This window comes from Bifidobacterium angulatum DSM 20098 = JCM 7096, assembly GCF_001025155.1.
GTDB classification, from domain to species: Bacteria; Actinomycetota; Actinomycetes; order Actinomycetales; family Bifidobacteriaceae; genus Bifidobacterium; species Bifidobacterium angulatum.
Genome location: NZ_AP012322.1, coordinates 1,881,893 through 1,894,377 on the forward strand (window position 1 = coordinate 1,881,893; position 12,485 = coordinate 1,894,377).

General features: G+C 53.0%; 7 protein-coding genes. 2 read left to right on the forward strand and 5 right to left on the reverse strand.

Translation table 11 applies throughout. The features are described from left to right. Nucleotides 1-185 precede the first annotated feature (185 nt). The gene (locus BBAG_RS08175; protein WP_003825109.1) at nucleotides 186-3,317 is read left to right on the forward strand and encodes an InlB B-repeat-containing protein; all 3,132 of its coding nucleotides are present in this window, start codon (nucleotides 186-188) and stop codon (nucleotides 3,315-3,317) included. Nucleotides 3,318-3,410: 93 nt separating this feature from the next. On the opposite strand, the gene BBAG_RS07550 is transcribed toward BBAG_RS08175, so the two are convergent. The 4 genes from BBAG_RS07550 to BBAG_RS07565 all read right to left on the reverse strand — a co-directional run bounded on the left by BBAG_RS07550 (nucleotide 3,411) and on the right by BBAG_RS07565 (nucleotide 8,886). Continuing rightward, nucleotides 3,411-4,478, reverse strand: a complete 1,068-nt coding sequence (locus tag BBAG_RS07550) for an acyltransferase family protein (protein ID WP_003825110.1) — start codon at nucleotides 4,476-4,478, stop codon at nucleotides 3,411-3,413. A 61-nt stretch (nucleotides 4,479-4,539) separates the two neighbouring features. Beyond that, on the reverse strand, nucleotides 4,540-6,210 hold the full coding sequence (locus BBAG_RS07555) for a GDSL-type esterase/lipase family protein (RefSeq protein WP_003825111.1): 1,671 nt from the start codon (nucleotides 6,208-6,210) through the stop codon (nucleotides 4,540-4,542). Further along, a complete protein-coding gene (locus BBAG_RS07560; RefSeq protein WP_003825112.1) occupies nucleotides 6,207-7,907 on the reverse strand; it encodes a hypothetical protein in 1,701 nt (566 codons plus the stop codon). The genes BBAG_RS07555 and BBAG_RS07560 overlap by 4 nt, the downstream gene beginning before the upstream one ends. A 43-nt stretch (nucleotides 7,908-7,950) precedes the next feature. Next, nucleotides 7,951-8,886, reverse strand: a complete 936-nt coding sequence (locus tag BBAG_RS07565; protein ID WP_193352305.1) for a glycosyltransferase family 2 protein — start codon at nucleotides 8,884-8,886, stop codon at nucleotides 7,951-7,953. A 246-nt stretch (nucleotides 8,887-9,132) separates the two neighbouring features. On the opposite strand from BBAG_RS07565, the gene BBAG_RS07570 reads away from it, so the two are divergent. After that, the gene (locus BBAG_RS07570; protein WP_003825115.1) at nucleotides 9,133-10,572 is read left to right on the forward strand and encodes a CHAP domain-containing protein; all 1,440 of its coding nucleotides are present in this window, start codon (nucleotides 9,133-9,135) and stop codon (nucleotides 10,570-10,572) included. Nucleotides 10,573-10,634: 62 nt separating this feature from the next. Here the strand turns inward: BBAG_RS07570 and BBAG_RS07575 are convergent, their stop codons facing one another. After that, entirely contained in the window at nucleotides 10,635-12,443 is a 1,809-nt protein-coding gene (locus tag BBAG_RS07575; RefSeq protein ID WP_033508687.1) for a GH25 family lysozyme, read from the reverse strand. Between the last annotated feature and the right edge of the window lie 42 nt (nucleotides 12,444-12,485).

Here is a 12,485-nt window from a genome sequence, read left to right on the forward strand (position 1 = left end):
TATTCCCCCTTTGGAATAAGAGACATTTATTTGAGCGACTTGCATCTGCAATGCTCATACGAAAATGTTGAATTGTTGCCTCTGCTGAGGAGATGACTATGAAGACAAAAAGAAACCTAAGATGCGGTATAGGAATTCTTGCCGCTCTGTGTTTTGTTGCTTCGCTGTTTGTTCCGGCAAATGCAATGGCGGCAACACAGCAAAATCAGGTGCTGTCCACCAACAAATGGGCCAATGAATACTCATGGAACTGGGCGAGCACCGTAAAAAGCGATCTCACGGAATTATCCGATGGCCGCTATGAACGGGTGGAATGGGTATCTGACGCGCTATATGTCGAGCATTACAGCGATTCCTACCGTTTTCTCGACGCTGCAAAGATCACAGCATCCACTTACACGCCGACTGGTGCCACTCAGGTGATTTGGGGAGGATATTTCGCCGGTTCGCAGTTCAATTTCGTGGTCACCGGGCAATCCAACGACAACGATAGTGACAGCATCGTCGTCATGCGCGTCACAAAGTATTCAAAGAACTGGAATTATCTCGGCAATGTGGAATATTCCGGCATCAATACATACGACCCATTTAGTGGAGGCTCGCTGCGCATGACCGAGATGAACGGCGAGCTGTGGATCCGAACATGCCATGAGATGTATAAGACATCCGATGGATACCATCATCAGGCGAATATGACATTCCGCATTCGCGAGTCCGATCTGTCCAAAATCGATTCGGAAACAAACGTGTGGAATTTCGACAGCTCTCCTATGGGTTATGTCTCTCATTCCTTCAACCAATTCATTGTCTCAACGGGGTCGAAGATCTATTCCGCGGACCATGGTGATGCATACCCCCGTGCAATTGTTGCCAAGGACATCACTCCAGGCGGAAGCAAACAAGCTTATTATTTCATCAACTTCAAAGGCCAAACCGGCAATAACTACACTGGCTCAACCTTGAATGGCTTTGAAACCGCAAATAATGGTGCCTCCCTGATTGCAGCAGGCACCATCACCGATCAGAACAAAGCCTATTCAGGCGGCAGTTCCGGCGCCAAGAACATATGGATCGGCGTAGCGCCAACTGACGGATCGCAGGCCTCCATCAAATATCTGACGAATTACGAATTCGACGGGAACACGACCGCCACGGATCCAGCTCTGGTCAAGATCAACGAAAACCGGTTCCTGGCGCTATGGAGTACAACGGCTACCAATGACTCTACGCATGGCCCCGTTCAATATGTGTTTATTGACGGCCAGGGGAATACAGTCAGCCCTGTCTACAACATGAATGGCGCCCTTTCGGATTGTCAGCCGATCGTTGCGGGCGACAATGTCGTTTGGTACACCACGGGCGGATCCGACAACTGGTGGTCTTCGTCCGAGGAAGCCCCGACGTTCTACACCATCAATACATCAAACGGCCAATCCGCAGCGCATGACGCGACACAATCCCATGTTGTGACGTTCGATTCGAATGGCGGCTCGAGTGTTCAGTCTCAAAATGTTCGTGTCGGAGCAACTGCAACGCAGCCGGCCACCCCGACCCGCACGGGCTATACGTTCCAGGGATGGTATACCGCTAAAAACGGCGGCTCGAAGTACGACTTCGGTCAGGCCGTGACCGGCGACATCACCCTCTACGCCCACTGGACCGTGAACACGTACACGCTCACCTTCGACGGCAACGGAGGGAACCCCGCCGAAACAACCAGAACAGTGCAATACGGGAACCAATACGGCACACTGCCGACTCCAACCCGCACAGGATACACATTCGCCGGCTGGTATACCGCTAAAAACGGCGGCACAAAGGTTACTCCGACCACTACCATGGGAGCCGCAAACACCACCGTGTATGCCTACTGGACGGTGAACTCGTACACGCTCACCTTCGATGGCAACGGCGGCAGGCCGACAGAAACATCCCGAACAGTGCAGTACGGCAGCCAGTACAGCACACTGCCTACAGCCACACGAACAGGCTACACGTTCCAAGGCTGGTACACAGCCAAGAACGGCGGCAGCCAAGTCTCTCCGGCAACAACCATGGGCGCCTCTGACACCACTGTCTATGCACACTGGGCTATCAAGTCCTACATCGTGGCGTTTGATTCGGCTGGAGGTTCCGCCGTGGATGCGCAGAAGGTGCAGTACGGTTCCAAGGTCGTCAGCCCCGCAGCCCCAACCCGTACAGGACACACATTCCAGGGCTGGTACACGGCCAGGAACGGAGGCTCGAAGTACGACTTCGGTCAGGCCGTGACCGGCGACATCACCCTCTACGCCCACTGGACCGTGAACTCGTACACGCTCACCTTCGACGGCAACGGCGGCAAACCGACAGAAACATCCAGAACGGTTGCCTATGGCAGCCCATACGGAACCATGCCGACCGCCACACGCACCGGTTATACATTCGAAGGCTGGTACACCGCCAAGAGCGGCGGCTCCCAGGTGTATATGAGTACTGCGATGGGCGCCTCGAACGCGACCGTGTACGCACACTGGACTGCTAACACATATACCGCAACGTTTGACTCGAACGGCGGTTCCGCTGTGGCTTCGCAGAAGGTACAGTACGGTTCACGAATCAACAGGCCAGCGGATCCGACCCGCACGGGCTATACGTTCCAGGGCTGGTACACCGCTAAAAACGGTGGCACAAGGTATGACTTCGACAAGGCCGTGACCGGCGACGTGACGCTGTATGCACGTTGGGCAGTAATCACGTTCCGTGATGTCACCTCATCCACCCCGCATTCCGCAGATATCGCATGGATTGCCGAGGCTGGCATCAGCACAGGATGGAAGGAACAAGACGGTTCGTACACGTTCCGAGGCATGGATACGGTCAAACGCCAAGACATGGCAGCGTTCCTGCGTCGCCTCGCAGCACGAGATAATATCACCGATGCCGCAACATGGAAGCCGACTGAAAAAGACTGGAATCGATTCAGTGATGTGAATCGCAACACTCCACATGCGAAGGATATTCTCTGGCTGGCACACGCTGGTATCTCTACAGGGTACCCAGACGGCACATTCCGCGGCATGGTGAGCGTGTACCGACAGGATATGGCAGCATTCCTGCACAGGCTCACACTCCTGGCAGGTAAGGGAAGCGGCGCGGCAAGTCAGAACTTCAGCGACGTGACTGATGCGACGCCTCACGCTTCTGATATCCGCTGGCTGGGCGGCTCGGGCATTGCACAAGGCTACCCTGACGGCACATTCCGCGGCATGACGCCCGTATATCGACAGGATATGGCAGCATTCCTGCACAGGCTGGACACGCTAGTTACCCGCTGACGAATTACCTCAGTATATGGGTGTGGGCCCTGTTCGGGAAGATGTCTTCCCGAACAGGGCCCACACCCATATTGGCATTTGGACTAACTGAAGCTAATGCTTTATGCCAGAGCTTGCTTCAAATTTCCGTTTTGCTAACTGCGGATAGAACCACTCATTGATTACCGGAACGTGATACAGCAATGCAGCACCGATGAGATCAATCGGCAACCGAACGATGAAGCTCAGTAGAACCAGCGGAATCTGTGGGAACAGCATTCGCAATGTTCCAAGGTACATTTGCCATGGCAACACATCATCTTCAATCAGATGCACACACAGAATGGCAAGACTTGCCTGCCCGATTCTGCTCAACACGCTTCCCAGCGCCGGAACTCGATCAATCAATTGCGAAATACCGACAACGCACAATGTTCCCGCAATGCTGCCGATTACAGCCAGAACGGGGCGCGAACCATAATTATTGACGGCCATGCTCATGCCACCGAAAAACATGATGTCGACCACCCAAATAATAAACGCAATAGCCCACGCGAAGGGGAAACGTTTCACAACGCCAAGTACATCGCATTTCTTGGCAAGATACCCCAAGTAGAGGAACGCGGCCGCGCACATTCCCGCTTGGATGCTCCACGGCAGCAGTACGTACTGTGCGGAAACATAGCCGACAGCAAAACACAGCGACACCCAGACAGGGGTGTAGGGGAGCCTTGCGAGGCAATGCAACAACAGACGAGCCCAAAACAGCGCAAGCAGAAACCAGATCGCGCCGATTCTCAAATCCACCCGCCAGAGTGTAAGATTCGAGATATCGCCGCTTCCATATATCGCGGCCATGCCCCATTGCCGCAAGGCAATCGCCCTGCTCTCATGGTCAAGCGTCGCCATGCAAGTCACGCCGACAAGCACGCACAATGCTGTTACCACGTAGGTGAATAGCAACTGTTTCGCTTCCTTCATCCAACGGAATCGTCTTTCCGGATGCATGAAATATCCGGAAAGGATGAAGAAAAGGGGCATATGGAACGAAAAGCAGATAGACAGAACAATCTGGGCCGTGCGGTGTGGTACGAACAGGTTTGTCTCAATGGCACTGTGTCCCAGTATCACAGCCAAAATGGCTATGCCCTTGGCAATATCGAAAAATCTAATACGCTGCATACTCTCTCAAGTCTCTTGTTGGCTCGTTCTCTCTACCGCTTGCCAGACGTTTTATAGGACATTACAGGCCGAGCAATTGCTGCAATGCACGCCACATCACAACCTGCCCCATACGATTCGGATGGATGCCGTCCTTATACAACGCCTGCTGTGGCATTCCCGTCGGACGTCCTACGATACGGAATGCCGAATACATCGAAGCGAAGCGCCAACCGTGCCGGCGGCAAAGATCCTGCAATACCGTATTCTCCTGTCCCATGGTGAGAGATCTGGGATCGGATAACGTATCGATGTTGGCAAGCACATATACGTTGTCAGCCCCGTACCGTGCGGCAATGCGATTCAGATAGCTTTCCGCTTCACGCTTGAAATCGTCGCTATTCGAAAGCCTCAATCGGTCATTCGCTCCAAGCAGCACGATAGCGGCGTCCTCATGTCCGAGAGTCGCATCGCCGATAGAGTTATAGCCCGAATAGGAACCTTTGCCCGGCGCACTGGCATTGGTCATGGATACGCCACGCGATTCCAGATAATGCCTTAGGCTGTTAGTAGCCATATCCGTCTGATGGGACGGCTCATAATAGGTGACTCCCTCAAGCCGAAACAACTCGCGAGACGTACATGGGTACGTGTTCGCCGCTCCCACTCCAGCGGCGATACTGTCTCCAAGAACGCGAACGGAACGATACCGCCCAGATTTGATTTTGTTACCAAACGCTCCTGCAGCGGATCCGACGTAATCACTAGGTATGGCAGCCGACCGCCGCGTATCGAGAGCACCGGTGCGGTTGTCAAAATAGTAGGTGGCGTTATTCACGTTCTGCTTGCCATACAGTATCTTGCCGCTCGGCCAGCTGTAACACACCGTTTTCCCACCTAGTCTCTGCCAACCGTACTGCACTGCACCGGTATGCACATCCAACAGATACCACGCTCCGTCAATAGGCTGTTCCCCATACAGCATCCAGCCCATCTGACGATCGTAGAAGACCCACTTCTGGTCTTTCGACAGGCATACAAAGCCATACTGCATGGCACCTGTCGATTCGTCGAAGTCGTACCAATGCCCGTTAATCAGTTGTTCCCCGTACTGCATCTGACCGGAGGCATGGTCGTAATATACCCATTTATGCTGTGGCGAGTTGAAATAAAAGCCATGGGACATGGTACCAGTGTGCTCGTCGAAGTGATACCAGCCGGTGTGGCTCTTGTCGTAGTTCACATAGCGTTCCCCGTACAGCATCTTTCCCGTGGTCAGGTCGTAGTAAACCCATTTACCGTCATTAGAAGGAATGTGGGTTATGCCCTTCGCCATCGCACCGGTAGCAGTATCGAAGTAATACCAAGCACCGTAGCGGTAATCCTCACCCTTGACCATATGGCCGGCAGCGTCATAGCGTACCCATTTGCCACCATTGGACTGAAGGTATACGTCTTTGTTGCGGGCCACAAAACCATTCTCGTCAATCCAATACCAATTCCTATCCTTGGCATCGTATATTTCCTTGGAACGGACCTGTTGGCCTTTTTCGTAATAATGTTCCTTTTTTGTGTCCCAACCATTGATCGAATGTGATTCACTATACGCTTCAGAGAAGGATCCCCAATCATTGGGATTTTCTTCACCGAAGGCATAAGACGTGCCGAAGCAAGCGCTAAGCAACAAAGCTGAAACCGCACAGAACCCCAGCAGCATCAGCTGCTTCAGCCGGACATCCAAGCTTCTTCTCATAACTGCCCCTTAGCAGCATATTTGCGTTTCAAGCTACCGGCAAAATCCACAATCTTCTGAATACCGTATGCTGCCATTGGAATCAGCAGCAGGAAGAACGGGAACGTATAGATGCTCTTTGCCTCCCAAAGGAGATAGCACAGAAAGCCGCCAATGAACGAGGCGCAAAGCAGCACCCGTGCAAAAACCTGAGCCGCATCGTTTCCGACTGTCTTTTCTTTGATTAGCGAACGGAGAAGAGCGATCAAACCAATGCACGCCAGCAAATACATAACGGTTTGAGCGACATTCTCGTACCGGAGCAGAATGTCTGAACCGTCGCCGATAAGAAGGAAAGAGCTCAGCCCGGCAAAGTGCCTTGAGGATTCACCCAACTCCGAATACAGCGACGTCATGAACGACGGTTCAGCCCATTCCGACGCAAGCTTGCCGATGAAGAAGCGCATTCCTTCGCCGGGATTATGCGAGAACTCCGATAACCGTCCTTGGATAAACTCTTTGGAAATCTGCGATTGAAGAGCATAATCATTGCCTGTACGTTCGAAGGCATCCAAAGCGAACCTGTTCCACCAACCGGGCGGCATATTCCCCGACTGACTCAGGCCAATGGCAATCCAAGAAAGCATCGGCATACCCTTGCCGAAATTCTGCCCGGTCCAAGACTGAACCAGCGCGACGGGAAGTTTGGAAATAACAAACGTAATCACTGCAGAAAGCAGAGACACCAGTAGCTGCCAGATACGACGGTTATGCCAGACTGCGAAGACGGCAGCGAGAAGTGCGGCAAGAACCACTATCTGATATGTCGATTTGAAGATGATGCCGATGCCGCAGACAAGAAATCCCCCGGCAATAGCGAGCGCACTAGACCAGACCTTTTGCAGACGAAACCCCTCCGCGATGATCCAAACACCGCAGATTGTAATGAAAAACCCAACGGCATTAGGGTATACGAAAGCCGCAAACATCATAAGAGGAACACATGTTGCAATCAGAACGGTGAATGCACCATATCCCTTCTTATCCAACCCAAGCATGCCGCTCAAACGCCATAGGACCGCGACCATAGCGGTGACCGCCACGGCACTGGCAATCTGGAAGGCGAGAATATTGCCCGAACCGAACAAAGCAAATACCAGCAGATACCACAGCATCGGACCACTCTGGAACGGATAGAAGGAGAAGTACGCATAAGCGCTTGGGATGTCTCGTCCGATACATTCCTTCTGCACACTGCCCACCGAGCAATAATCCGCGCTGAACTGACCGATATCCCCTCTCAACAAGGCATTGGCAGCATCCATCAAATTCTGTGAATCCGGATATGTGTACGTCACCAAACTCAGCGAAACGATCCACACAGTTTGGATTATCATCGCATATGCCAAAAGCGTGACAAAAACCCATCTACGCGGCAGTTTTGAAATCCCGATCGAGAGTAACACAATTGCGACGAACAGCATGATTGTACCGACAATGAATACCGCTGAAGGTATGCCAGAGTGATAATCAACCTGCTCCGTGATCTTTCCAAGTTGCGAACCGACCCTCTTGAACGTGACAGTGAAGAAAATTGACAGCACAAGCAGCATCGCCACAACAGCGATCTGAAGCCCCAGAGCAAGCGCAACAAGCCACTTCGGGAGTACACGTTTGAAAAGCAGGCGCCCTCCGGACACAACATTTTGTTTATTCACTCAGCAACATTCCCATCTTCCCCAAATGGAGGAATTCATCTTCTCAGAGTGTTTGTTCAATAATATAGCGAGGCCGAGCTTTGACTTCGAGGTAGATCTTCGCGATATATTCGCCGGTAACACCGAGAGCCAGCAAAATGAAGCCGCCCAGAATCCACAAGGAACACATCATCGACCCCCATCCGGCGACAGCGTGGCCAGAGAACACGGAAATGAGGGTATACACCAGCATTACGATTCCGACGAACACGGAGAACAAGCCCAAACCGGTGATCATAGTCAACGGCTTTGTCGAGAAGGAGGTCACGCCTTCAATCGCAAAGGAAACCATCTTCTTCAACGGATACTTGGATTCTCCGGCCACTCGAGTTCCACGCTTGTAATACACTTTTGCCGTTTTGAACCCAAGCGAGGGGACCAGACCTCTGAGGAACAGGTTCGATTCCTTGTACTGTGACAGAGCCGACAATGCGGCACGGCTCATCAGTCGGTAATCGGCATGATCCGGTACGGTTTCCGTTCCAAGCCACTTCATCAGGGAATAGAACGCATGAGCAGTGCCACGTTTGAAGGCAGTATCGGTGTCACGGTTATCTCGTACACCATAAACGATCTCAGCGCCCTGAAGATATTCACGAACCATATCATCAACGGCATCGGGATCATCCTGCAAATCGGCATCCATGGAAACCACGGCATCGACCTCCAGCCTGTATGCCTGCATCAGACCGGCAAACAGAGCATTCTGATGCCCTCTGTTGTGGGCTAGTTTCACACCGTGGAACAGAGCAGGATTGTCTTCATGCAAGGCTTCGATTACATCCCACGTTTTATCGGAAGACCCGTCATCAACGAAAAGGATGAAACTGCCCTGGGCAACGGCATGCGAACTCTCGAGCTGGCGCATCTTCTCCCTCAGCACATCCGCAGTCACATGCAGAGCCGCCTCCTCGTTATAGCAGGGGATCACAAATGCCATTACCGGCTCACGCCTCGTCCAAGCGCTTTGTCCGTTCTTCACATCACTCGTCATATGCAACAGTGTATGCCACACCAGCAACCCGATAAAGACGGCGCCCCTTCCGAACTCTGGGAAACCATGCACTTCGCACTTTCTGCGCATGCCCACGCCTTTTCCACTGGCGAAACGCGGGAGGTATGACGCCCTCTGTTTATTTGTCAACACTGCTCACAATAATCACCTCTATACCTTAGATAGGGGGGTATGAGAAGAAAAACCTTAGTCGCTGCCGGTTTTGTTATTGCTACCGTTTTACAAGGCATATCATATCCAGCAATCGCACTGGCTGCGGACAATACAGCCGCGGACCAGCCCACAAGCAGCCTTGTTGGCGAGCAAAACAGCGCCGCCGAAGACACCGATGTTCAGAGCGAGACGTCTGACAACGACAATACGGACGATGGCACTGCGCCCGAAGCGAACAACGCAGACAACAAGGAGAACGTAAGCCCGGCGGCAAGCGCCACACCCAAGGCTGAATCGACAACCGACGACGAATCCAATGATTCTCCGTCGACAACGCCTCAGAACGGATGGGACCAAGACAAAAGCCACTGGTATGAGAATGGGCAAATAGTTCATTCCAAGTTCTTCTACGACAAGGGCTCCGATGCCTGGTACTGGGCGGAAGCCGATGGCTCCATTGCCTGCGACAAGGATGTATACGTTCCGAACAGCAACACGGATCGTTCCCATGGAAAGTGGGTGCGCTTCGACAAGCAGCGACGAATGGTCAAGGGCGAAGATTACCGATATGGCAGTTGGTACTACTTCGACACCAACACCGGTGCAATGGCAAAGGGAATAACCCGCATCTCCTCCAACGGCGGCAAGTGGGTCTATTACGACCTGACAACGGGCAAGATGCAATACGGGGAACGCTACATTCATTACGACGAGAGTCATACCGGCTGGTATTACTTCGACCCGCAAACCGGAGCCATGGCTCACGATTTTGTGTACCTTCGTCAAGCCAACAAATGGGTTTACTACGACAAGTACACCGGCAAGATGCAATACGGAGAGCATTGCATCAACGACGGCTGGTACTACATGAACACCACGACTGGAGCTCTTGCCAAGGGATGGACTAACCTTAAGAACAAGAGGGTCTATTACGATCCGACTTCCAGCCGCATGGTTCACGGTGGTTTGATTATCAACGGAAAGCACTACTTCTTCGATCCCTATACCGGTGCGAAGTATTCCAAGCAACAGATCGTCAATCGTCTGCTTAACTCAGCGCGTTCCCAAATCGGCAAACACCCTGATTGCCCCGGTACGCTCGCTGCCAATGGCGGACTGATTTGCCCTTACGGTCCCTGCATGTCTTTCGTTTGGTATTCCTTCCACACTGCAGGCTTGGACATCTTCCTCTGCGATGGCGCAAAAAGCGGATGGCCTCATAATAATTACGACTGGTATGCCAGCCGTGGCAGGATCAATCTTTCGCCTCAGCCTGGCGATGTTGTATTCTGGCAATTTGGCGGCTGGGCAAAGGGACTGAGCGCCAGCCATGCCGGAATCGTCGCCTCGGTTACCAACGGACGAGTTCGTATCGTGGATGCTTCCGATGGCAGCATTGCCGAGCGTAATGCCTACAACGGCGTCCGCGGCTACGCCCACCCGTACTACGACTGCTAATTCCTTGCATAATTAGGAGAGGCGTTCTGCACATCTGTGTAGAACGCCTCACTTTATATGAATCATCCCCTGCCTGTCACAGCATCAAAGTAGTGCCAGGCATTCCATTGCGGGACCCAAGTCCGTCCGTGAGCCATCGCCCCCGTAGTGGAATCAAAGTAGTACCAGGACTTGTCTCGATATTGAAGCCCCTTTACCATTTTTCCATTTTCGTCATACCTGACCCACTTGCCACCATTCGATTTCAAGTACACGTCGCCTGTCACTCGCTTACCCGTCACAGGATCAAAGTAGTACCAGCCGGCAGAGGTTTCATCGGCATTCAGATACTTCTCTCCATAAACCATCTTTCCGGTGACTTCATCGTAGTAGACCCACTTGCCGCCACTGGAATTCACATACGTAAGACCCTTGCTCATTGCGCCAGTAACGGAATCGAAGTTATACCATCCGCCATATCGGTAATCTTCGCCCTTGACCATTTTTCCATTTTCGTCATACCTGACCCACTTGCCACCATTCGACCGCAAATACACATCCTTGTTTTGCACCATGGAGCCATCGGCATCGATCCAATACCACGCATCCGTTGAAGCGTCATATATCTCCTTATTGCGAGCATATGCCCCATCGGCTTCCTGCCAATATTGGTGATTATCCTTCCAAACCCACTTGCCGGTCTGCACATAGGTCTTGCCCCCAAACGCATTTACGTCCACGCTGCCGCTGATGCCGTTGACACGCACGGACGAGGAATACTGCCAGCCACGATCGTTGCTGGACCATGCCGTGTAACCCATGCGAGAGCTGTATTGTGCCACCCACCGGGTTTTTGCGTGGATGTTGCTGCTGTTGAGCTCATTGTTGAGGTAACTGGTGTAGGAGTACACCGCAAGATTGCTATAGCCCGCGTTACGCAGCTGGCTGAACCAGGCGTTCACGATGCCGTCGTACACGGCCGGGCTGGTCGGGTGCGCGTGGCCTGTCCAGCTCCACGCTTCCAGGTCGTAATACACCGGGTATTGCAGGTCATTCAGGTTCACGCCGGCCTTGCGCAGCAACGATGCCACGTCGGCGCCTTCGGAAGCGGCATTGCCGGAATTCTCGGCGTACGAATACATGTAGATACCAAACGGAATGCCCAACCGCTTGCATTCGCTGATGTTGCGCAGCGCCTTCTTGTCATACCCGTTGCCCCAACCGTAGCTGATGCGGATAATCGCACCTTCGACCCCGGCGCTCTTCGCCTTGGCCCAGTCGATATCGCCCTGCCATTCCGACACGTCGATCACACCCTTGGCCTGCTGCACGAACAGATTGCCGTTGGATTCGAAGAACGCCGGTGTACCGTTGTACGTTCCCCAATACGCGCCATACTCATTATTCGGCAACGATGCCAACCGTACCGTCGCTTTGCTCCGAGCTGTTTCGGCGGATAGGCTGGCATCGCTTTGAGCCTTGGAGGCATTCTCGATCTTGGTTCTGACCGCGTCCACCTCAACGGGGATGAACGACGCACCGTCGGTTTTCGCCAACGGGTCCGGCTGACTACTCTGCGTGCCCACCAGGTTCGGATCGGTAATCATCTTACCGGTGGCAAGATCCTTCAACGTGCCATCCGCAGTCAACGCATGGTCTTCGGACACGACTTCCGCATCATCGGGGATGCTCTGCGCGATTGTATCCGGCAGCTCCGCTTCAGGATTGCCCGGCATGGTGTTTTCGGCACCATCTGTGCCACTGATGGAACGCACCTGTGTGACGGCGTCCATGTTCACATCATGCAGTTGCGCGGCATCCGCAGGCAACGCACCACCCAATGCCAATCCAGTTGCGGCAATCGCACACAGCACAGTTCTCATCGCACTCATTGCAGCTTTTCTCATCTCCCATAACGATCCATCACAACAGCG

Bases quoted from the DNA above. Each gene is read 5' to 3' on its own strand.
- BBAG_RS08175 (WP_003825109.1), top strand. From the start codon at position 186: ATGGCGGCAACACAGCAAAATCAGGTGCTGTCCACCAACAAATGGGCC.
- BBAG_RS07550 (WP_003825110.1), bottom strand. From the start codon at position 4,478: ATGCAGCGTATTAGATTTTTCGATATTGCCAAGGGCATAGCCATTTTG.
- BBAG_RS07555 (WP_003825111.1), bottom strand. From the start codon at position 6,210: ATGAGAAGAAGCTTGGATGTCCGGCTGAAGCAGCTGATGCTGCTGGGG.
- BBAG_RS07565 (WP_193352305.1), bottom strand. From the start codon at position 8,886: ATGGCATTTGTGATCCCCTGCTATAACGAGGAGGCGGCTCTGCATGTG.
- BBAG_RS07570 (WP_003825115.1), top strand. From the start codon at position 9,133: ATGAGAAGAAAAACCTTAGTCGCTGCCGGTTTTGTTATTGCTACCGTT.
- BBAG_RS07575 (WP_033508687.1), bottom strand. From the start codon at position 12,443: ATGAGTGCGATGAGAACTGTGCTGTGTGCGATTGCCGCAACTGGATTG.